The organism is Nocardia salmonicida NBRC 13393 (assembly GCF_001613085.1).
Taxonomy (GTDB): domain Bacteria; phylum Actinomycetota; class Actinomycetes; order Mycobacteriales; family Mycobacteriaceae; genus Nocardia; species Nocardia salmonicida.
In genome coordinates this window covers 1-22,206 of the sequence record NZ_BDBR01000074.1, presented here as the reverse complement: position 1 = coordinate 22,206, position 22,206 = coordinate 1, and the positions used below count along the sequence as shown (strand labels likewise).

The 22,206-nt window shown below is 63.5% G+C and carries 18 protein-coding genes and 3 pseudogenes; 7 read left to right on the top strand and 14 right to left on the bottom strand.

Annotated features, from left to right (window positions below):
* Positions 1-276: hypothetical protein (locus NS1_RS40680; RefSeq protein WP_218020016.1), on the bottom strand; the 276-nt coding region annotated here is incomplete at its 3' end.
* 427 nt (positions 277-703) lie between these two features.
* Between NS1_RS40680 and NS1_RS38080 the strand changes: the two genes are divergently transcribed.
* Positions 704-1,228 carry a hypothetical protein gene (locus NS1_RS38080; RefSeq protein ID WP_157125630.1) on the top strand — a complete coding sequence of 175 codons (525 nt, stop codon included), beginning with the start codon at positions 704-706 and terminating at the stop codon, positions 1,226-1,228.
* Here NS1_RS38080 and NS1_RS38075 read toward each other — a convergent pair.
* From NS1_RS38075 to NS1_RS38045, 8 genes are all read right to left on the bottom strand, one after another.
* Positions 1,213-1,830, bottom strand: coding sequence for a hypothetical protein (locus tag NS1_RS38075; protein ID WP_169812891.1), 618 nt, complete (start codon positions 1,828-1,830; stop codon positions 1,213-1,215). The two genes, NS1_RS38080 and NS1_RS38075, sit on opposite strands and share 16 nt — an antisense overlap.
* 223 nt (positions 1,831-2,053) lie before the next feature.
* Positions 2,054-2,842 carry a DUF2637 domain-containing protein gene (locus tag NS1_RS38070; protein ID WP_062992549.1) on the bottom strand — a complete coding sequence of 263 codons (789 nt, stop codon included), beginning with the start codon at positions 2,840-2,842 and terminating at the stop codon, positions 2,054-2,056.
* Positions 2,843-3,903: 1,061 nt separating this feature from the next.
* Positions 3,904-4,860: a hypothetical protein gene (locus NS1_RS38065; RefSeq protein WP_157125627.1), complete on the bottom strand. Its 957-nt coding sequence runs from the start codon at positions 4,858-4,860 to the stop codon at positions 3,904-3,906.
* Positions 4,861-5,093: 233 nt separating this feature from the next.
* Positions 5,094-6,383 (bottom strand): site-specific integrase, encoded by a 1,290-nt coding sequence (locus tag NS1_RS38060; RefSeq protein ID WP_157125626.1) that lies wholly within the window; start codon positions 6,381-6,383, stop codon positions 5,094-5,096.
* A 659-nt stretch (positions 6,384-7,042) separates the two neighbouring features.
* On the bottom strand, positions 7,043-7,306 hold the full coding sequence (locus NS1_RS39725; RefSeq protein ID WP_084504806.1) for a helix-turn-helix domain-containing protein: 264 nt from the start codon (positions 7,304-7,306) through the stop codon (positions 7,043-7,045).
* 610 nt (positions 7,307-7,916) lie between these two features.
* Positions 7,917-8,183 (bottom strand): hypothetical protein, encoded by a 267-nt coding sequence (locus NS1_RS42145; RefSeq protein ID WP_245661758.1) that lies wholly within the window; start codon positions 8,181-8,183, stop codon positions 7,917-7,919.
* Positions 8,183-8,524: an NUDIX hydrolase gene (locus NS1_RS42140; RefSeq protein ID WP_245661759.1), complete on the bottom strand. Its 342-nt coding sequence runs from the start codon at positions 8,522-8,524 to the stop codon at positions 8,183-8,185. The genes NS1_RS42145 and NS1_RS42140 overlap by 1 nt, the downstream gene beginning before the upstream one ends.
* Positions 8,525-9,125: 601 nt before the next feature.
* The gene (locus tag NS1_RS38045; RefSeq protein WP_131817319.1) at positions 9,126-10,370 is read right to left on the bottom strand and encodes a PucR family transcriptional regulator; all 1,245 of its coding nucleotides are present in this window, start codon (positions 10,368-10,370) and stop codon (positions 9,126-9,128) included.
* A 114-nt stretch (positions 10,371-10,484) separates the two neighbouring features.
* Between NS1_RS38045 and NS1_RS38040 the strand changes: the two genes are divergently transcribed.
* Positions 10,485-11,129: a TetR/AcrR family transcriptional regulator gene (locus NS1_RS38040; protein ID WP_062992540.1), complete on the top strand. Its 645-nt coding sequence runs from the start codon at positions 10,485-10,487 to the stop codon at positions 11,127-11,129.
* A 132-nt stretch (positions 11,130-11,261) separates the two neighbouring features.
* Here NS1_RS38040 and NS1_RS38035 read toward each other — a convergent pair whose 3' ends face one another.
* Positions 11,262-11,597, bottom strand: coding sequence for a hypothetical protein (locus tag NS1_RS38035; protein WP_062992538.1), 336 nt, complete (start codon positions 11,595-11,597; stop codon positions 11,262-11,264).
* A gap of 367 nt (positions 11,598-11,964) precedes the next feature.
* Positions 11,965-12,576: a TetR/AcrR family transcriptional regulator gene (locus NS1_RS38030; RefSeq protein WP_245661760.1), complete on the bottom strand. Its 612-nt coding sequence runs from the start codon at positions 12,574-12,576 to the stop codon at positions 11,965-11,967.
* A gap of 165 nt (positions 12,577-12,741) precedes the next feature.
* Between NS1_RS38030 and NS1_RS42590 the strand changes: the two are divergent.
* The 3 genes and pseudogenes from NS1_RS42590 (at position 12,742) to NS1_RS38015 (ending at position 17,893) form a co-directional block, all read left to right on the top strand.
* Positions 12,742-14,297: pseudogene (locus NS1_RS42590) on the top strand (FAD-binding dehydrogenase).
* A gap of 326 nt (positions 14,298-14,623) precedes the next feature.
* On the top strand, positions 14,624-16,588 hold the full coding sequence (locus NS1_RS38020; RefSeq protein WP_255284842.1) for a CocE/NonD family hydrolase: 1,965 nt from the start codon (positions 14,624-14,626) through the stop codon (positions 16,586-16,588).
* Positions 16,589-16,837: 249 nt separating this feature from the next.
* Positions 16,838-17,893 carry an alpha/beta hydrolase gene (locus NS1_RS38015; protein WP_084466127.1) on the top strand — a complete coding sequence of 352 codons (1,056 nt, stop codon included), beginning with the start codon at positions 16,838-16,840 and terminating at the stop codon, positions 17,891-17,893.
* 531 nt (positions 17,894-18,424) lie between these two features.
* Here the strand turns inward: NS1_RS38015 and NS1_RS38010 are convergent.
* Positions 18,425-19,060, bottom strand: a complete 636-nt coding sequence (locus NS1_RS38010) for a TetR/AcrR family transcriptional regulator (protein WP_218019138.1) — start codon at positions 19,058-19,060, stop codon at positions 18,425-18,427.
* 342 nt (positions 19,061-19,402) lie between these two features.
* Here NS1_RS38010 and NS1_RS41255 point away from each other — a divergent pair, with 342 nt between their 5' ends.
* Positions 19,403-19,609, top strand: coding sequence for a hypothetical protein (locus NS1_RS41255; protein ID WP_062992532.1), 207 nt, complete (start codon positions 19,403-19,405; stop codon positions 19,607-19,609).
* A gap of 904 nt (positions 19,610-20,513) precedes the next feature.
* Here NS1_RS41255 and NS1_RS40675 read toward each other — a convergent pair.
* A pseudogene (locus tag NS1_RS40675) lies at positions 20,514-21,343 on the bottom strand (IS5 family transposase).
* Between the two features lie 246 nt (positions 21,344-21,589).
* Between NS1_RS40675 and NS1_RS42130 the strand changes: the two are divergent.
* Positions 21,590-21,715 (top strand): hypothetical protein, encoded by a 126-nt coding sequence (locus NS1_RS42130; RefSeq protein ID WP_255284841.1) that lies wholly within the window; start codon positions 21,590-21,592, stop codon positions 21,713-21,715.
* A gap of 198 nt (positions 21,716-21,913) precedes the next feature.
* Here NS1_RS42130 and NS1_RS41110 read toward each other — a convergent pair.
* Positions 21,914-22,206: pseudogene (locus NS1_RS41110) on the bottom strand (MBL fold metallo-hydrolase); the annotation flags it as partial.

Below are 22,206 nucleotides of genomic sequence, written 5' to 3'. Positions count from 1 at the left end.
CCGGGCGACGGCTTCGAACTCATCGATCCCGCTGGCATTGATGGCTTCGTAGTGCCCGTCAAGGTCCTCGATCGGCCCGCTCAGATCAGGCAGTTCTGCTCGGCGCCACATCCGTAAGTACAGGCCGAACGCGGTGGTGTTCAACGGTGTCACGAGGCTGGTACGCATCAGCAACAGCACGACCTCGACCGAGGTCCCGGGCTTGGTCAAGGCGCCGGTCGCGACCCGCTCGATGAGCTCGCGGGCATGGGCCCGATAGATGAACTCGGTGGTCATCCGTTCGTGAGTCGCGGTCAACAACGAAAAGCTGTGGTGCAACACGTCAGCGACATCGGGATGTCGCTGTTGCGCTCGACTGATCTCGTCTTCGGCCCAGTCTTGCTGCGTCAGTGTCGTTGTAAGGGTCTTGGTGAACTCGGGTCCCGCAATCTCGCGGAGTAGCGGTTCGAACCTGTGGAGCGCGTGAGTCATTGGTGTCCCTTCTGCGCAATCGGTTCAATGGGCGAACTCTCGGGTTGGGAGTGCGGAGTAAACACCTCCGCGTGCTACATGCCCGCAGCTTGCGACATTTAGCGGGCGACCGCTTCGACTGAGACAGCCCGCGGAGCGCGTGGTTCGCTTCACAGCGCTGGCAAGCGACCAGGGCGCAGGCGTAGTCTGATGGTGGAAGAGCCGCTGGTCGGGCCATTCTCAGGAGATTGAGATGCCTACTGGCAAACAACGACGTTCCAAGCGCGATCCCGAATTAAGTCGGCGTTTGGACGAGGTCCATAACTTGATGAAGGTTCGGCGCAGCGAGGCCGAACGCCGCGAGACCGCGACCATGGACGCGGTCAAGACCTACCTGCAAGCTTCAGGATCGATCCGACAGCGCACAGTAGTACGCGATCAGCGCGTTAGTGAGCTGCGCAAACGGATCGAAGAGCTAGAACGCGAGTACGAGGCAGAAGTCACTCGGTGGCGCGGTCAGCAGGCGGGTGCGGTGACCGTAATGCGGGAGCTGGGCGAGTCGGATACAAGCATCGGCGAACTACTCGAATTGACCAGCAAGCAGGTGCGACAACTCGTGGCCTCGGCGCGAGCGGCGGAGCAACCAAGGATCGATCCCGACGGACAGGATCTGGGTGGTGTGCCCGGGGTTGCTCTGTACGACGGGGGTGCAGTTGGTCAGCCCGGCTCGCGGGCAGCATCGAACGTGGACACACCTATAGGTCAGAGTTTGGCGTAGCCACCGGTGTTCCAGACGTGCCAGCGGAATTGGCTCGGGGCGAGGGCGACGCGGTAGGGGATGCCGGGCTCCGTTGGGTAGGGCCAGTAGGCGACACCGCATCGGTGGCAGTAGTAGCCGTGGCTCCAGACTCCGCGTGCACGGTTGCGCCCTGCCTGAACCTTGCCGTTTCGACTGGAACGCTTGAAGGCCGCGACCAGGATGGCAGCCACCGGCACTGAGAGGGCAACCGGAACGATGAACAGCCCGATCAGGAAGCCGGTGACCTGAACGAGATTGCCCTGCGGCGGATGGATCCGTAGTGAGGCAAAGCACATGGTGTACACAAACAGGACGACAAGGCAGAGGATCACGCCAAGAGCGGAGAGGCGACCCGCCGAGGGCAGGATCGGTTGCCATGCCAAGCTTCTCGCGAGGGCAGAGCTGTGGCTGTACTCGTGTGCCGATGTGCCAGCGACAGGGAACAGGCCTCCTGGACCGATTCCGACTCCGGTGTGGACTCCGGTGCTGTAACCGCTGTGGGTTCCCTCCGACATGGCGGCGGGCACGCTCTGGGCCAAGTCAATGCGTTCGCACTGCGGGCAGCTGAGATCGAAGTTCACTGGTCCCCCAAGGACGTGGGTTTCGCTGGAGTTAGTACACGAGAAGTGATGCCTGGCAACGAACCGTGCATCAATCCAACACCGGATGGCATCCCCTGTCGATATGGCCTGAACCACATTGGCAGAGTTTCGGCGGAGTGGGCGCACGCTGAAACATTGTCTGGCCCAACCGGTCATAAATGTTCTGCGTGCGCACGTTCGCTGTCGGCGTGCGCACGCACAGTCAGTGGCTCGGCCTTTGCGTGTGCACGGCCGGTGGCTGCGTGCGCACGTAGCCGCTCGGCGTCGCGCAGGATTCGGCTGACCGCCGAGCGGCTACATTCGAGCTCGCGAGAGATACGACTGGCATTCCACTCGTGACATAGCGGTGCGCGAGCACCTTGGTGACAGTGCCGCGATCGCGTCGCCCGCCGGGATCTTGTTCGCAGATCAATGCGGCCAACACGTCGAGATCGGGGCCTTGGCCCGCAGGATCTTCGAGCGTGGCGTCCTCGACGGGTTCGGAGGCGGTTGGCTGTGGAGCCGGTAGTGCGACGGGGGCGCTGCGAGATTCGGGTAGTTCGGGTGTGGGCTGTGGTGCTGGGGCGGGGGTTGCCGACTCCGTGTCGGTGTCGGGCTGCTGCGTGTGAGCCAACGTCAGCAGGGCTAGAGAACTTTGGGTCATGCTGCCTTCCACTATGAGCGGCCACAACCATGCTTCGGCGGCGGGCACGCCTGCGGTGATCGCCAAAGCACGCAGCGCGGTGAACGACAGCCAGAACGCGCCGCCGGCGATGACCGCGGTCAGCGCGGTCGCGGCGCGTCGCGCGGTGGGGGAGGCGGTGTGCGCACGGGTGAGCAGGGCGACGCCGTGCACCGCGGCCAGCAAGGCCAGGGGCGGGATGACAGCGACGGTGGCCGCGACTGCTGGCATGGCGGTGGTGTGGAGGACGGCCTGAGTTGCGTTGCCGACCACGCTGACTCCGGCTGCGACGCAGAGCTCGGTCCAGAAGAAGACGTGCGCACGGTCCATGCGCACGTCTTCGCGCGCAGTTGGCTGAGTTCGGGTAGATCGTGGTGGTGCAGTCTGCATGACTACTCCCCTCGCGTCGGGGTGAATGTTCAGGACATCGCTGCGATCGGATACATCGCGCGGGCCGTCGCTAGACGATGTCTGCAGCACGGGTCTCACACGGTGCCCCGGCAACTGGTTCGATTTGCCAGTGCGCGATGTTGTCGAAAGAGCAACCGGCGGATCGTCGTCCCCCCTTGAGCGTGCAACAGCCGCGACGTCAGGCACTCCCTTCCGCCGTGATGTGACTGCTCAGTATTGAATGGTCAGCATTTGCGACGAACGAGGCGAGCGTCTGCAGGCTCTCGGCGCCGACGATGCTGAGTGGGCCAGGGCGATTTACAACGGACGCGCAGCGCCTGATCGAGGGCGAGGTCGCGAAGATTTTCTTGCTTGTGTCCGCACAAGTGGCAGGATTGAGGGGGTGACTGGCACCGCACCCGGCGTGTTCGAAATCGATGCGGGACCCCGCCCATTCCCGCGTCCCAGAAGCTAGGCCGGGGAGGACGCAGTCGAGGTCGTGTCCCTGGGACGGATGTGCATCCGGCGAAGCAATCACCGCGCGTCTAGCGCCGGGGTGGAGAAGGTCTGCGTGTGATCGGCTGTGGGGGGACATCGCGATGCCTATCCCCCAACGATCTCCCAACGAATTCAGCCGACATGGAGAGTTGTTGAGGGTTGTCGAAAGATGTCTAGGATAGTCGAAGGATCGCCTTCGCCCCAGGTAGCGATCGGTTTCTCGTCGGGTACAGTAGTCGAAAGTTGTCCACAGTTGTGTGTGTCGCCGCAGTGTGGGGGTCAGAGGTTCGAGTTTCCCGTGGCGCACAGTATGTGCAGTTCAGAACGTATTCGGCCAGTTCCGTAGTCGAACCTGGGTGATCAGGCAGGGTTCGTATTTCGAGAGTGTTCTGGGCGGATCAGGAGCTTCTGTGAGTCTGCCGCCAGTGGAGGATTCGCCGAGCCACACGAGCGAGCAGTCGTTGGACGTCTCCACTCGGGCAACGCACAACGCAGGTCCGGTTTCACACACTGTCGCCCTCGATGCCGGGCTGACCGAGTTGGTCGACGGGTAGGCATGCGTGCCTGCGTTGCCCAGCGGCGACGGGCTTGTGTTTGACCGCGAAGGACCACCATTCGTCTTTGTGCTCCCATGACGGTCCATGAACGACCTGGCGCACCTGCGAGTGCTTCAACGCTGGTAACGCGACCTGCATGGTGCGATCGCGACGCGCCTCGTCAGCTTTGGAGAAGAGGTTCTGCGGGCCCATCCCAGGTATTCCGGGCGTGAGATCGAATGCTCGGACAGCTGACGCTCGTGCGAGCATGCGCAGTGCAGGCGTCCAGTCCCGGGCTGATGTCGGCTCGGCAGCCTCATCCGGATAAACGGTGGAGAGCAGGTGATGGAAGCGAGTTGCATCGAGGTAGTCAGCCGGAATATACGCACCGCTCAGCGCGAGATCCCAGCGAGAGTAGTTGCTGGCCACAACCTGTGCGGGATCGACGCTCATCAATAGCGCGGTATGTCCAGGAGGCACGTGATGGCCCGGGCACATGGGCAGGCCGTTGCCGCAAGAAGAGTCGCAGACGACGGCCCGCAAATTGGAGGGCGGGGGGTTGTTGCGCTCATTGGCTATGTATGCCCAGACGGGCGGACCCGGGTCTTCCGCGGAGATCAAACCACGCAGGATCATGGCGTTGGACATCATTGCGTACAGGGGCCGACGGTCCTCACGGACCGTGGCCCACGTCGGGACGTGTTGTTGGGTGGTTCTCGCGATGTCCCAGGTGTCGACTCGCTGTTCGGTCCAACAGACGAGGCGGCCGTTTCCGTCGGTGTGCGCGGAGATTTGGCTGTCGACGACATCCAGTTGGTTCTCGATGGCGTACAGCATTTCCTGCACCATGTCGGCGGCCTGGGCTTCGAATGGAATCGCCGCGTTCGGCATCTCGGGTGTCAACGGTGGAAGGTCGGTGACCATCGCCGCGATTCGATCAGCGCCGAGTGGGTGCTCTTGGTCATCGTCGGAGGGCTGGGGTTCGATGAAATCGACTGTCACGGAATATCTCTCATCGTGCGATGGGCTTGATCAACATCGACAGTAGCGACGGAAACGGGTCGGAGACTGTGTCCGATCTGTGGGCTCGGAACGCGGTGGAGCGTTTCCGGCGTTCTGTGCTTCTTGGGCGCCGATCGGGCGATCACGGTCTAGGTTTACGGGGTCTCGAGTGGTGACTGGCGCGGTTCCTGCGGACCGCCTTTGGCCCACCGCTCGAGGATCTCGCGATTGTCAGGTGCGGTGTCGGGGCGGTCGATGTAGTGGGCTTTGGCGACAGCGGTCGTGTTGCCGAGTTGACGGGCGGCGCGCTCGGGGCTTTCGGAAGCGTGGTCGACCGCGGTGGCGACGCCGCGTCGGAACGTGCGTGGGGTGACCCAGGCGAAATTCTCGCCCCGGGCTGCTCGCCATATGCGGCCGAAGTTGTTGGGATTGCGGAGTGATCCGTTGCGGGCAGGAAACAGCAGGCCCATCGGGTTCGGGCATCGGGTGATCTCGAGATCGATGATTGCTTCACCGATGGCTTCAATGGTGTGCTGGGGTAACAGGATTCGGCGCCATCCGTTCTCGGTCTTCGGTGTGGGCTTGCGTACCCATCCGCCGTTGTCGGCGCCTTTGACTTCCACGAGGGTGCCGGTGACGTCGAAATAGGGGACAGGCGCGTCGAGATTGATCTCGTCGAGCAACAGTGCGAATACTTCGTAGGGGCGGATGCCGGTTCCGGTGATGACATCGACAACCCAGACCATGGTCCAGTCCCGTTTCGGCCCGCTGATGTATGCCGGTGTTCCGGGAACTTCCTCGCCCCGCGCCCAGGCGCGGACCTGGTCACGGAATGCCGGCAAGGATTCCATGTCGGCCATCTTGCCGCGGGCGGGTTTGGCAACTCTCCTGAACGCTGCCACGCCATCGATAGGGTTGGCGTCGAGGGCGCCGTGCCGGACGGCTATTTGCATCATCGCTCGCAGGATGATTTTGTGTTGCTTGGCTTTTCGTCGGAATCCGAGTGTGGTCAGTTGTTTGATGTGGCGGTCGAGTTCGCCGGCAGTGGCTTGCCAGATCTGGAGGCGACCGATGGAGTTGTCGATCTTGATCGTCTTCGGATTCGCGAGGCGGTGTGTGGAGACTTCGATCTCGCGTCGGTAGTCCTCGACCAGACCCGCGGAGCAGGCGGTATCGGCCCGCATCTCGGCCAAGAGCTCCTGGGCGAGCATGGTGAGGGTGGTGCTTCGTGTGATCTGGCTGTTGCGCGGAACCTCGCGGAAATCGCGCATGGCCTCGGCCAGTCGGTCGCTTGCCTCTCCGGAGGTCGCGCCGAATCGTGTGATCTGGGGAGTGCCCCAGACCCCGTAGAAGCGAACCGTTGCTTTCCACGAGCCGTTGCGCTGCTTCTTGGGTTTGGACGGAGTCGCGAACGTGCCCACGGGACGTGGGCGGCGGCCTGTCATGGTCTCCTCATTCGTGTGTCGGCGGCAGCCCGGCAGCCCGAATACTCGGCGCGCGACAGCTCGCAAAGTTGGGGGAAGGGGCGCTGCAGGGCAGGCTGGTGGACGCGCAGGACCGCCTCGGATGCGCAGGGCATCGCCGGCGAGCATGTGTGATGTGTTTGCACGGAAAAGTCCGCCGCGTGCGGGTGTTTCGGTCAGCGACCATCGCGGCGCGTGAACAGTTGCCGAGCTTCCCAGTCACGCACCCCGCCGAGTCGGTATCGGCGGTAGCGGGCCATGCGGGCGAAGCGCAGTCCGGTTCCGGCGGAGGCCGGAAGTCGCGTATCGCTTCAGCGAGGCGGTTTCCTGCCTCGCCTGCGGTGGGGCCGGTGCGCTCGATGTACTGGATGCCCCAAGCGCCGTAGTAGCGGGCGGTGGTGCGCCAGGTGCCGTTACGTTGTTTGCGTGGCGGCGTGGGTCGGCCGAAGGTGCCGACCGGATGGGGGACTCGCCCGGCCATGATTACCTTCATGTGATTCGGACGCAGTGATCGGGCAGCACGAACCGCACGCGAAGCGCCGTCTCGATGGACGTGCGATGTGCGTGACAGCTCCGCGGACACGGTGAGGAGGCGGTTTCACAGCCGAGGGATCCATGGAAGTCGCCGCAACCGGCCGGGGCTACTGACTGCCGCCGCCGTCGGCGAACCGTTGGTCTTCCCAGGCACGGACGTCACCGAGCCGGTAGCGCCGGTAGCGCCCCATCCGGGCATAACGAGGCCCGCGACCGGAGCCGGCCCACGTCGCGAGGGTCTTGACGGGAATTTTCAGGCGGGCGGCGAGTTCAGCAGTGCTGAGCCATGTTTCGTCGCCGGAAGCCGTGTGAGGACGAGAGCTACTCGAACCGTCGCGTCGAGCCGACGGTGAGGAATCGGAAGAAGACATGACACACCAATTTTTCGTCGGTGATCAATGGCTCTTTCCCACCTCAGTATAGACGGCGAAGAGAACGACGAGAACGACGTATGTCGGGTTGGTGTGGAACTGGGCGACACGACATGCCAGTCGGCCGGTGACGAGCATCGTCATCGGGAACTGACCCGTGACCGTCCGATACCCGCCCGCCACGTCTACACTGTGAAACGCCAACCATTAGCTTGCATCAAGCCTGTGTGCGGCCGATTACCCAATCACGAAGGCCCCGAGCTCATTATTTGCGAGCTCGGGGCCTTCGGCGTTACACGGGTGGGAGGGGCCGGACAGAGAGATCGGCAAATCGATCCATACGCCGCGGGCCGACCGGCGGTCTGACCGCCGATAACGATCTCTTACCGGTGGTCAGAGTGGAACCGAACGTGCGCTGACCAACCGCCGGGCGGGAGGCTCGACCGACGCCGCAGTTCCGGAAGAGGGTCGAGACCGGCGACCATTGCGCTGGCGGGCATGACTGCCACCGAAACTCACTTGCCAAGCCGACAACCCGGTCCTCAACCTTATCGAAACCTGCCGATGTGGAATCCGTAAGTCACCGGCTACTTAAATCCGTAGTCACCGGCTACTTATGTGTCCAAACGGGCTGCAGCAGGTCCGCGACCCTGGTTTCTCGACCGAGTAGCACGACATCACGGAACTGCAGCAGCATCGCTCCGGTCGGAGCGTGGATGGTCATGGCATCGCCGAGTCGCATCTGCAGCAGGCGGGTTCCATCCGGTTGATCGGCCCAGTATGGAACCCCGTCGGCGGCGAGCCGATCGAGAGCAACGAAATGCACCTGGTGCACCTCATGGTTGGGAGAAAGGGCGCCGGGGTTGTCGAGCGCCACTACGATCGGCGTGATCGCGAAACCGGAGGCCGCAGGAAATCGTCCAGCCGGCCGAGCACCTCTGCAGGGGAAGCATCGAGGCCGATCTCCTCCTGCAATTCGCGCAGGCCGGCCGCGACAGTGGTCTCGTCGCCGTCGACCCGCCCGCCGGGCAGTCCCCATTGCCCCGCGTTGCGGCCGCGGTAGGCGCGTTTGATCACGATCACGCAGGGCTGTCCGTCATGTTCGAGCACACACAGCACCACTGCCGCGCGCCGCATCCCAGGTACATCCGCCACGGCTCGAACATCGAAACCGCGCAATCGGGTGGTGGCCACGTCCCGGAAGTTCTGCACACTCATCCATCGAGCATCCCACTACTGGAGATCGACACATCCGATCTGGCTAGCCGGTTATGCCCCGGCAATAGTCGCCATATTGCCTTTTCAGTCGACATGACCGGATGTGCGAGCGTTGAGATGGTGCGCCCTTCGTGGACAGCTTCTTCGGCGAGGGCCTGCACGGCACGGTTCAGTCTCTTGCGGTGCGCGTAATACTGCTCACGCTTGCCAAGGCGGCCTGCGTACGCATGCAGGGGCAAGATGCGCTCGTACTCCGCGCATGCGGGTTCGTAGTCGCGATCCCGCGCGTTGGAACCGTCCGGATACTCCCGTGAGAGATCGACCCGCGGGTCGACATGGGCTCGACCGGATCCTCCGACAGCGGCGGGTTCATCCGTTGAGACTCTCGCTTATCGAGTCGGTGGCCGCTGAAATCTCTGTCCTTCGACCGCGGGCATCCAGGCAGCGGCACTATATTTCCGTGATCGCTGCGGCTGGCGGAGTGGGGATCGCCACGGCTGCCACCTAAGTCTTGGCTTGGGTGCTTCGCGTTCGCTGGCCGTGTGGTGCGGGCCGTGACCTATCCCAGCACGGACCGACAGCGGTCGACCCGCGAAGCCGATCACCTAGGCGTAGTCATCGCCTGTACTGCCCCCTGCTGCAAAGAAGTTGATGAGCATGGTGCGGCTGTGTGGGCGACGTAGTGGCGCACCAACAGTGCCGCGTGCAGTTCAAATAGGTCCTTGCTGCGGCGGGTGTCGCGTCCGGTGGCCTCTGAGATGCGGCGCAATCGGTAGTCGAGGGTGTTCGCGTGCACATGCAGCCTCCTCGCGGCGCGCTGTCGATCACACCCGTTGGACAAATACACCTCGAGCGACCGCAGCAAATCCGGCTTCCCTGCCACCGAATCCAGCAGCGCGGCAAGGACGTCGCGGGCCGGACCGGGGCGAGTGAGCTGGTACTCCAGGGCCAGCTGCGCGAGCCGATGCCGCCCAGGCGGGCGGCCCAGCGCACGAGCCACCGCGAGCAGTTCGTGACCTAGTGCCGCGGTCGCGGGGATCTGCGGTGCCGCAGCCAGTCCCACCACGACGGACAAGGGCATGCCAGCGGTATGGACTAGCTGTGCCACGAGCCGATCGAGCCGGTCGGAATCAAGGTGCCGGCGGGGTAGCAACATCGTAGCGGTCTCGGCCTGTTCCCAGCTCAGCACCTCGCCGTCGCATTCGCGTGCGGCCAGGCTGCGCAGCAGCCGCCATTGTGTTCGCCATCCGGGCACACGGTCGGTCTCAGGGTCAAAGACGAGGGCAAGAACCCAGTAGGAGCCCTGCGGATTGCCGACTCCCGCCCCAGGGAAGTCCGGCGTCTTCCCGTCGCGCAGCAGCGATTCGGCCAGCGAACGCGAAGCACCCAAGCCGTTGTCGCGGTAGACCTGACCGATCGTGTCGGTGACCCGACCCAAGGTGTCGAGTAGCCGCTGGGTCAGCATCGGCAGATCGGCGGCGCTGGTGCAGGCCAGGACCTCCAGCACGATCTTCATTCCCTCGTGCAGCGCCCGCAGCAGCACCTCTAGCGGTACTTCGTCGCGAGCCCACTCTCCAGCGGTGATGCCGATTATCGGCGGAATCGCCGATGGGGTGCGGGCATCGAGGGCCTCGGCTGCCAACTCCAAGCATGCGAAGGCCACTTCGCTGATTTCGGCGCCCAACTGTACCCGCGAGGTGGACGGGATGTGCAGTACGCGATCTAAGACGTGGGTGGTCACCCGTCCAGCCAGCTGCCCGGTGTCACCCAGCCTCGAGGCCGCCTGCTGCGGGAACGTTCCGGTGCGACGCTCTTGCCCGGGCTGATGATGTCGGGATCTGTTCACCGTCCACCTGCTCTCTTATTGCAGTGACGACTCGATACATCATGTATCAACGATCGGCACCACGATACAGGGTGTATCAAGCGGCGGGATCGGAACGGCCTTTAGAATGCGTAGGTGACGACCAGTCCGGCGAGTCGTAGCTCGATGCTCTATGACGCGCGCCGGATGCAAATCGTAGAGGCCGCTCGAGAAGTCATCGAGGAACACGGCCCCGGGGCCTTCACCGGCCAGATTGCAGCCCGCGCCGGGCTCGCCCGCCCCAATGTCTACCGGCACTTCGCCAGCAGGGACGAACTCGACCATCTCGTCGCCCGCAGCGCCTACCGGGACCTACGGGCAGCGATCCTCGAGCAGATCACCACCTCCGGCACCGCCCTGCAGGTCACCCGCGCCCCCATCGCCGCCCAGGTCACCTGGGCCGGCGAGCACCCCAACCTCTATCGCTTCCTCGTCGCCCTAGGTCACCAGCAGCTGGCGCGACGCCGCGGCGATCGCGGTGCTTTCGCTGCCGATCTCGCTGCCGCTGCCGCCCGCCACATCCCCCGCTTCGGGCAGGACCCCCACCGAGCAGAAGCCACTCTAGTTGCCCTCATCGGCATGGTCGATGCCAGCATGCTGCACTGGCTCGACCGGCCCACCTGCAGCCGCGAACAGCTCATCGACTCCCTCACTGCTCAGGCATGGGTCGTCATCGATCTGCACCTGCGCGCCGTCGGAGTCGAGCTCGATCCCAGCGCGCCGATGACCATCACCCCCTAACCAATTTCGCCGAGTTGACGGGGCTCGCCCTACCTTTCCGCACCGGCACGATTGGGCCCCGACCTCCACAGGCACGGGCCCGACAGTGCAGGCCTACCAGCCAAACGGTTGGTGTTCGTTGCTAATGCCTCGTCAAGAAACCATCAGTATGTAGTCCGGTCGCCGGATCTGCAGTCGACGGCGAGGTCGTTTGGGACGAGCATGCTGGCTATGCCGGCGGATATAGGCACCGATCGCAGCGTGCTGCTCGCCGTGGCTGCGATGATCAGCGCTGTTCAACGCGAAGTAGCGCAGTGCTGCGAACTGGGACTCGATCCAGTTCAACGACGACGAATGCGTCGGCGAGGACACGAACTCCACGTCATGCCCGGCGGTGAACTCCCAGACCTCGGCCAGCTTGTGCGGGGAGAAGCTTGCGGCGATGATGTAGAGCCTCTCGCCAGACCAACGGGCCTGCAGCGACTTCAACAGCCCGAGAAACTCCCACCACCGCTTACGGTCTGGCGCCGGTAGTGGATCTTCCCGGTAGCCAGATCCAAGGCGCCGAGCCGGTGGCGAACTCAGGGTCGGTGTCGGCTTTCCAGGTTTCGACCGCATGCCACGACGCCCGCGGCTTTCAAGATCTTGCGCAGTGTCTCACGGCCGATGTCGGCAATCTCGTTAAGGGACAACACTTCTCGTAGTTTCGACAGACCCTCGGACCGAGAACGACCAACCCAGGTCTCGCGGGCAGCACCGGGCGATACGTTCACGCGTTGCCCGGTAAACAACGTTGGGTATGCCGGCCCAGTGCGTCCTCAGTAGCCGCTGAGCCTCAGACAACGCAAAGAAACCGTCACTGCCGCGACACACTTGAAGCGCTGTTGCTTCGTGTCACCAGTCCGAGCTGGCCGGTCAGCCGGGCAAGCCATTCGCGGGCGGCGGCCTGGTCGTTGTCGAGTAGCAATTGCACGGTGACGCCGTCGTAGGCGGCGATGACCGCGTGGGCCGCCTCCCCGATCGTCCCGAAGGTTGCGGGCACGCTGAACCGGCTCTGCGTCAGCTTCTCCTCGATCGCGGCGTGCAGCTGCGCGCGGTGGGTGATCAGCCGGGCTGCGGTCTCGGGTCGACGAGCTGCATAGGTAAGGAAGTCGGTCTTCACCAGCAGCCAGTCTCGATCGAGTAGCAACGTGGCCGATAGTCGGTCGACGAACATCTCTAGTTCCGTCGGGTCCTCTACCGCGTCCAGCGCGGCCCGTACCTGGTCGGTGATCAGGGTAGCTCGCTGATCGTAAAGGACGAAGAACAGCTCTTCGAGGCTGGCGAACTGGGAGTAGAACGCGCCGCGTGTATATCCCGCTGCGCCGCAGACGTCTTCGATGCGAACCAATCCGAAGCCTTTTTCGGCGAATACGCCGAACGCGGCTTCGAGGAGGCGCGCTCTGGTTTCGGCTCGACGCCGGGTCACGCGAGGCGGTTTGTCCGTGTCCGCGACAGGTTTGGCTGGCGGCTTGGGTAGTGCGGATGGACGGGAATTCACATTCCAACAGTATACCGTCAAATTCAATACTTTAACGTATCTGATTCATAAATGAATCAGTCGCGCGGCGGAACGCAAGATCGAGGTGGTCACATGGAGGTTGACATCATCGTGGTCGGTGCGAGCCTGGCCGGATTGGTCGCGACCCACGAACTGGGACGCCGAGGTAAACGCGTCCTCGTGGTCGATCAGGAGAACGACGCCAACCTCGGTGGACGGGCCTTCTGATCCTTCGGCGGGCCGGGTCGACAGTCCTGAGCAACGGCGGGCTGGAATTCGGTTCGCTCGACCTCGCTTAACGATTGGTCGGGCAGCGCCGGGTTCGACCGCCTCGGCGACGAAGACGCATGTGCGGCGCGATGGGCTCGCGCCTACGTCGAATTCGCCGCCGGGGAGAAGCAGTCCTACCTCACCGATTTCGGCATCAGCTTCGTGCCATCGGTAAGCTGGGCCGATCGCGGCGACCTCCGTGCCGACGGGCACGGCAACTCGGTGCCACGCTTTCACGTGGCATGGGCGACCGGCACCGGCGTCGTGGCACCGTTCACCGACTCCGCGCCGCCGACACGAGCCGGGTGATCCTGCGGCACCGGCACCGGCACCGGCACCGGGTCGACGGTCTCGTATTCACCAACGGTGCCGTCACCGGCGTGCTGAGTCGTCTCGGCCGACGACGACGCCGACCGCGCTGCATTGTCGAACCGTGACGTCGTCGGGGAGTTCGAATTCTCACCTGCCGCAGTCGTTCTCGCCACAGGTGCGGCGACCACGAGATCGTCCGTCGGCACAGTCCATCACGAATGGGCACTCTGCCGAAGCGCATGATCATCGGTGTCCCCGCCTATGTCGACGGCCGGATAGTCGATATTGCCGCCGACGCCGGTGCTCGGCTGGTCAACCGGGGTCGTATGTGGCATTGCACCGAGGGCATTCGCAACTGGAATCCGAACTGGCCGGAGCACGCGATCCGTATTCTGCCCGGCCCCTCGTCGATGTGATTCGTCGCGCTGGGTCGGCGCTGCCCGAGCTATACCTGCCCGGCTACGACACCCTGGGCACCCTGCGTAATCTTCGCACCACGCCCGAGCTGGTCGAACGCGACCACTCCTGGTTCATCACCACCCAGTGGATCATCGCCGAGGAATGCGCGCTGTCCGGCTCGGAACGGAACCCCGACGTCACCGCGAAGAACCGGACCGGGATGGTGCGGGAGAGGGCCTTCGGCAAACCACCCCGTGCCGGTGGAAGCCTTCGAGAAGCGCGACGCCGACTTCGTTGTCGCCGACACGGCAGATTTACACCCTCACCGAACGGCCACTACTGGCGCAGCGGGGCTGCGAGATCAGATTCTGTCCCGGGATCTCCGGGTGAGCAGTGCCTTCAGCAAGGACGCTCAGATGCCAGGGCATCCACAACCCGCGCCGCTATCTCGGTGACCGGATAACCTGCCCTGACCCGAAAAGCCCTCGGTGGCATCCAGACCGACCTCCATTCCCGTGCGCTGACGGGCGGCGATCCCTGGTCTCTACCCAGCGGAGGAAGCGTCCGGATTCGGTGGTGGCGGACTGCACGGATACAACACGCTGGAAGGTACGTTCCTCGGCGGGTGCATCTTCTCCGGACTGGTCGCGGTCGCGGTCCGCCGCTGAGCGCGCTTGACCGAATCCCCGAAGCGGGCCGGTCTTGCTGCGCCGTGTGCGCCGGTCCGCCTTCGATCACCGCGGCCTGTAAGGACATCCACGTGGGCATCCCTACAGCTACCGCAGTGGGCACCAGCCCTTGAGGCGGTACGCCATTGACCCTGACCCCATATGGATACATAAAGGTATTCGATGTGTAATGTGGCCGAAGTCGCATTCGCTGATGAATGTGCAATACCCGATCGGGGAGTTGAGTGAAGAAGGTCCTTCGACATCGATCGCTGGCGGTTGCGGTCGTCATGCTGTCCGCGGCGATGATCGCTGCGCTGACATGGATGCCGGCCACCGCAGCGCCGGACGGCGGTGCCGACGGTGCGCGCTGGTTGTCGGACTACGAGGCACCGCCGAAATACCCCGACGTGCACATCGAGTGGGACGTACCGCTCACCATGAGTGACGGCACGGTGTTGAAGGCGAACGTCTACCGGCCCGCGGATGCGCGTGGACCGATCGCTGAGAAGACACCGACGATCGTCAACATCACCCCGTATACGAAGCTGTTTCAGATGCTGATCGACTCCGCGATCGCGATGCCGGTCCTCTACGACGCTCTCAACCGGTTGCTGAAGCTGGCCGACTTCTCGGCGGTCGGGATGAGCGGTCTCTCGGATATGGGCCAGAACCTGCCCGCGGGCCTCGGGCGTATCTTCGCCGGTGTCGACCGCAAGCTGATCCAAAGTGGCTACTCGGTCGCGGTGGTAGACGTACGGGGTACAGGCTTCTCCCAAGGCGTGTGGGATGTGTTCGGGGAACGTGAGCAACTCGACGCCGCCGAGATCGTCGACTGGGCGGGAAGTCAGCCTTGGTCGACCGGCGACGTCGGTATGACCGGTGCGTCGTACTGTGCGATCAACCAGCTGCATGCCGCCCAGAAGGGCTCCAAAGCGCTCAAAGCGATCTTCCCGGTCGACGCGGGCAACGACCTGTCCCACGACATCATCAACACTGGCGGCGGATTCGGCGTGGGCTTCCTCGCTCCCTGGATCGTTACTGTCAATACGACGAAGGTGTTGCCCGACCTCATCTCGATGCTGACGGGGTCGTTCGACTGGACATGGTTGGAGGATCGCGTGAGCAGCCCGTTCACCATGATCGATGCTCTGCTCGGCTACTACCTCAGCGCCACGCCGGAACTGATGCCGTCGGCCACTCGGGAAGTCTTCGAGTCGACCGGTAGCAGGCACAAGGCATGGCTGGGCAGTGGCGCCGACAAGGTCACGGTGCCGACTTTCATGGTGGGCAGTTGGTTCGATTTGTTCGCCTATTCCGAGGTCAAGGCATTCGAACAGATTCCGCTGTCATCGGACAAGAAGAAGTTGATGATGGGCAACGGCTACCACATCACTCCGCTAGCGCGTCACGGCGAGCCCGGCACACCACCGCGCCTCGACGTCCTGCAGCGCGCCTGGTTCGACAAGTGGCTCAAGGGCATCGACAACGGCATCGACCGATACGACCCCTTCACCTTGTTCCAGCAAGGCGGAGGATGGACCGGTGTCGACGCATTCCCCCGACCCGACGCTGTCCATCGCCGCCTCTACCTTTCCGGTGCACCGAGCGGTACGACCAGCTTTCCCGTCGCGCACGACGGTAGCTTGACCGCCGAGCCGCCCGCAGACAGCCGGCGACTCACCGTCACCCCAGGACTGTCCACGATTTGCTCGCGGGACTCAGCGCAGATCACCGCCGGCATCACGTCGGTGTTCGATATCTGCGCCAAAGACAGCAGGGTGGCCGAAACCAGCGCGCTGACGTTCACCAGCCTGCCGGTCGATCAGCCGACCACCATCTCGGGTCCGATCGCGCTGCATCTGAACACGGTTCACGACACCACCGACGGATACTGGACCGCCACGGTGAACGATGTCGCCCCTGATGGCACGTCGACGGCGATCACCTCGGGTCAGCTCGTGTCCTCGATGCGCACGATCGATGAACCCAAGTCGACCCGATCTGCCAACGGTGACTACACCGATCCGTACACGACGCTCGCGATCAGCGACCGTCAGCCGGTGGTGCCCGGTCAGCCGACGGTGCTCGACATCAGCATGCGGGCCACCGACGCGATCCTGAAGCCCGGTCACCGGCTGCGCGTCGATGTGTTCGCGAGCAACTTCCCGCGTGCTGTTCCGTTCGGGCCAACTCTCGTCGACAGCAAACTCGCGCCCCAACACCTCCAGCTCGATCCAGAGGCGCCCAGCTACGTCAATATTCCGGTCGGTGGGAATCTGCGCTGGTGACACAGCCGAAGCGGTTCGTAGCCTGCCGAGAGCGCAGCGGATCCTCGACGCAGGAGAACAGTCCGCGCCCCACGCCGAGAATCAGGAACGAGCAACACCGCTCAAATGGTGATGCCGGGAATAGAGGAGCAATGCGGCTTCGATCGAAGCGAGCGCGGCTGAAACTGGCACCATATGTTGTGGCATCGGTCAGCATGATGTCGGCGGTATCGATCGCCGCGCCACCGGCAGTCGGATCGAGGTAGGTTAATGCGGTTGGTCGATGAGGTTGGCGTGATGGTGGAGCGGTCGGTCGGGAGAGTGCTGGCCGTATCACCAAGGATCTCCGATCGCTTGCCGGTGCGGCCTCCAGTCCGCGACAGCCAGCAGATGAACCCGCGGCTACATCTGCTGGCCACGACTGGTAAACGCGATCTTCTCGCTCGACGTGCACCTTCAGCCTTCACACGGGGAAAATTCGACTGGCTGATGCGTGCGGCATCGGCGGTTCGGACCGGCCCAGTCCGCACATCGGATTGGGCGATCCCCACGAGTGCGGGGCCCCTGGCCGCCCGCTTGTACAAGCCGGAAAACGGAGTACTACCACAGTCGCTGTTGGTCTTCGTGCACGGTGGTGGCTGGCATGTCGGCAGCGTTTCAGGTTATGACAACACGCTGCGGTTCCTCGCCGACCGGGCCGGAATCTCAATTCTCTCGGCAGATTATCGTCTGGCTCCGGAGCACCCGTTTCCTGCTGCATTCGATGACGTCAGCGCGACATTCCGCTATGCGGTCGACCATGCTGACGAGTGGGGTGTCGATGCCGCCCGCATCGGAATCGGCGGTGACAGTGCGGGCGGCAATCTCGCCGCGGCCGTCGCACTCACGGCGGACGCAGGCTATCGACCCGCAGCGGTCACGTTGCTGTACCCAGCGCTGGACTGGGACTTGGATCGCTACGAGTCGACGACGATGTTCACCGTCCCGATCGACGAAAACTGTATCCGGCGCGCGATGCGGTGGTATGCGCCAACCTCGCACGAGCAGGCAGATCCGCGCTTCTCGGTTCTGGCTGCCACCGATTTGTCGCTGATGCCACGCACCTACGTCGCAACAGCAGGCATGGATGTGCTCCGCGATCAGGGCGACGCGTTGATCACACGGCTGCGTAGCAGCGGTGTCGACGCCGAGCTAAGACGTTTCGATAACATGCCGCACGGTTTCGCGAGCATGCTCGTCGATCGCGACGCGCAAGCCGCGACCGAAGAATACGCCCGCGCCGTCAGCTCCATCCTCGACGTCGTCTCACCCCCGACATCGAGGTAGCCCCGAATCATGTTGTAGTTAATCAAGTCCCATTGGCGGTTTCAGGCAAACCGCTTGTTTGTGCCCGAACAGCCTGAACACGGTGTGACCGTGCGTTCGGTGGTGGCAGAGAGGGGTCGGGAACTGCTGCTCGGCTGGGTATGAGTGCGGTCGACGTCGCCGACGCCGTTGCGCGGGCCGCGACGTATGGCGCTGACCGACGGTGCGGGAACCTCACGCGCGACAGCGTTGGTCCTGCGGAGGAATTGCGTGGTCACCTGCATGGCTTCGCGACTCCCGGATAGCGGCGCGAGCAACGGGAAGGCCGGTACGTCACACGTAGTCCCGACCGTACGTCCGGCGTTGGCGAGGGAATCGGCGAAGTCGAGGATGTCGGTGTCGCCCCGCTCTCGTCGCGGCCGCGGTCAGAAAGGCCTGACTCACACTCGTCGGCGGGCTCGACTTCTTTGGGTTGATCGTCGCACCGTAGACACTCGCTCGACCCATGCCTGGTGCCAAACGTGAGCGCGAGTTGCGCCTGGTCCCGACAAGCTATGCTCTCAACTCGCTCGTCGCCATGAGGATGAGCTCGTCGGTAACATGTTCGATGCTGGCATCGACCCACCCGATGGTCCAGTCATGCATCAAGCCGTTGATCGATCCCACGAGCGCCGCCGCGGCGAGCCGGAAGTCTCGTCGAGCGATCTCGCCGCGATCGACTGCCTCCTCGTAGAGGCTGACCAGTAACTCGATCCACTGTGCTCGTCGTTCGAGACGCTGTTGATCGAGTCGCTCGCTCACGCCGATGATCTCGACGAAGGTGATGCGAGTGTGACGCGGGTCGGTGGTGACAGCGCCGATGTAGGCGTGGAACAGTCGGTCCACGCGCGTACGGTGTGGAAGGCTCTGCGACTGCTCGATAGCGTCGATGACGCTCTGTAGTACCAGATCGTTGACGTAGAGGTGCAGGTCGGCCAGTAGATCCTCGGGACTGTTGTACTCCTCGTAGAACTGCCGGGTGGACAACCCCGCCCGCTTGCACACATCGACCAGGCGACTGGCGCGGAAACCCGGGCCGGCACCGAATACGTCCAGCCCTGCCTCGCGGAATCGAATCCTCCGTTCGGCATGGCGCTCCGACGCGGGCCGCCCCCCGTAACGGCCGGTCGCCGACTCGATCCTGGCCACTGATACCCCTCTCCTCAGTCGGTCGATACCTCCCATCAGAGGGTTGTGGATTACGCCTTAAGTGACTACTCTGCAGTCACCTCAATTTGAATATTTCAGTATTCAAATTGAGGTCGCAGCGCCTACAAGGCTCTGCGCAATGCGCGACCGACCGACCATGTTGTCTGTTCGTGGATGCGGTGACCGCCCCTTTCTCGCGTGTCACCACGTGGTGGCGCGTGGTTGTAGTCACGCCCCACCTTCGCAGTACTTTCGTTCCTGGAGGAATTCTATGCGCATCTCGACTGCTACAAGTCAACGCGGACGTGTGTCCCGCAGCGCGGTAGCGATTGCGGTCGCAACATGACGGTCGGCATGTTCACCTACGAAGTCGGCCAAGCCGGTGCCGGGGCCGGCTTGCAGGAGGTGATGCTCGTCGGAAACAACTGGTTGCCGAGGAACCCGAAGACCAGCGACGAACGCAACACCTTCGTCAACGACTCACACCACCGCGCGGTGTCGATGGACCCCACGGGTAACAAATTGTGCATCGCCAAAACAAAACGATGACTACACCACCGTTCGTTTACCGCGCAACCCTCGAAAAAGGACCGCTGGTGCCGACAGCCAAGCCCTACTGGGCAACCGACAGCGGTGACGGGAAGGCATGGGTGATCTCTGAGAGCAACGCCGACCAGGTGAGTGCGATCGACTTCGCCACCGGAAACAAGATTACGCCCATCCCGGTGGGCGACCACTCACACCGAATCCGTGTCGGCAACCTGCCCCCCCCGACTGGAAGACCCCGCGATATGAGTTTTAAAGGACACGGGTCACGAGCCCTTCGTCGGGAAGTATCGGACGGCGAGTCTTCGCCACCCGCCGACAGAGAATCGCGAGGCATGACGGGCGGAAGCCCAAAAGGTGCTGTGGACTCGCCACGCCCGAGCGAACCGGATTTGCACCTGTCGATCTGTCTGCGAGGCATCCGATTCGACTATTGCGCCTGCCGCACTGCCGCCATCTTGTTTCTGCGCGAGCACCTACGTGAGCGCTATATCGACCAGGTGACCGTGGAGCACGGTAGCACCAATGGATTGCCCCGGTTGCCCACCGAACGCCTGTATCTCCCTGTTAGCGCCGACCTCGGGCGCTCGCTACCGACGTAATTGACACCTAGTACTAAAGCCGTAAGTCGGCCTGAACCTGTTTGCGGTGATGGCTGCGACGTGCGGCGGCTTGGTGGGCTCGGCGCCATCGCGACCACGCCGACACCTCGGCGCGGACGAACGGTCTGGCCAACGTCAGAGCGGTAAACCACTCTGGCATGGACACCGACGCCGCCAAAAAGCTCAAAGAGCTGCGCGAACAGAACGCCCGGCTCAAGCGGCTACTCGCTGACTCCTAGCTGGAAAAGAACGCGTTGCGCGAGGTCGCGAACGAAAATTCGGAGCCCAGCCGCTAAGAGCGTGTCTCATGGCGCTGACCGGGCTTTCACCAGTTTCTTGTAGCAGGTCAATGCCGCTGCCAGGGTGAGGAACCCGCAGTAGTGAGTGTCCTTGCGGTCGTAGCGGATCGAGAGCCGGTGATAGCCGCCGAGCCAGGCGATGGTTCGTTCGATGACCCAGCGGTGCCTGCCGAGGTGTTGACTCGACTCGATTCCTTTGCGAGCGATTCGGACGCCGATGCCTCGATCCCGCACCCATTTCCGCAGTTCGTGGTGGTAATAGGCCTGTCTGCGTGTAACTTTCCCGGCTTGCGCCGACGCGGACCGCGCCGGGAACGGATCGCCGGGATCGCTCGCACCAACGGTCGCAGGGCGGCGGCGTCAGGTGTGTTGGCCTCCGAGACCGCGACCGTCAACGGTATCCCCGTCCGGTCCGACAGTACGTGCAGTTTCGAGCCCGACTTGCCCCGATCGAGGAGGATTCGGCCCGGTCATGGGCCCCCCTTTGCTCGAACCGACGCACCGTCGACCACGACGCGCGACCAGTCGAGCAAACCCTCGCTGCCGAGCTCGTCGAGCACGGCGCACTGTAGGCGCCGCCATAGACCTTCCTCGGTCCAGGCGGTGAACCGGCGGTGCGCGGTCGGGACAGTCACCCCGAACGAGGGCGGCAGCATCCGCCACACACATCCGCTGGTCAACACATAGACGACCGCGGTGAACACGGCTCGCTCATCGGTCGGGGCAGTGCCGCCGCCTTGGCGACGTGGGGTGAACACCGGCAGCAGCGGCTCGACCATCTCCCACGGCTCATCGGCACCAAACGCAACGACAGTTTGTCGGTCATGACCGAACATCATGCACGACAGCCGATTCCGGCCATGCCGCGACTACTGCCTACGACATGAGACATCCTCTAAATGCGGTGCCGTGGACACGCTCAAACACAGTTTGAGGACGGAACAGTTCGCGAGGCGAGTGAGGAGGTAACTCTTGACCACCGCCCTTGGACGGCTCCCGGTGTGCGGATTCATCGGTGTGTTCGAGATAGATCCGGCACAACTGTGCCGGATGCCACGACCGACAACCTTTACGGGATAGGCATGACGATCACCGCGATGCCGACGGTGAACGCGATCCGCCATGTCGTATCGGCGCCGCCAGGAATTGTGACCTACGCCGACATCTCCGCCGCAGCAGCGGCTTTCGAGCGCCTGCCCAGCCAATGATGCGATCCAGACCCCGAACTACCACCACGATAGCCGCGGCCGACCAGGCTGTAGCCGGACTTCCCGGCTGCAGGCTGTGACTGGCGCGCCGCTAGCACGTCGCGGCGGTGAGTCGGCTGCTCACGACACGATCTTCAATATCCCCGACATGCATGGGAAGCAACCCTGGACGAGATTGCTAGGTTGGCCAGCTGTCGCTCAGAGGGTGAACGTCAGGGCGTCCGGTCGAAGGTAGTCGCCGGGATCGGAGAGGAAACGCAAGGTCGGGCGCCCCTGCGCGGGAAGGCGTTCCAGCTCGCCGCGCAAGGTCTGCTCATAGGTGTCACCACGCGCGGTGAAGCCGGGAAGCCAGTTGTCGTGATGGCTGGGCACGAACATCGCCGGTCTGATCGCCTCGATGTACTGGCGCACATCGCGTAAACCGTTGAGTGGCTGGTTGAAACCCTGGATGGCGCCCAGTTGCACGTCGCTGCCGGGCAGCGCTCGCAGGA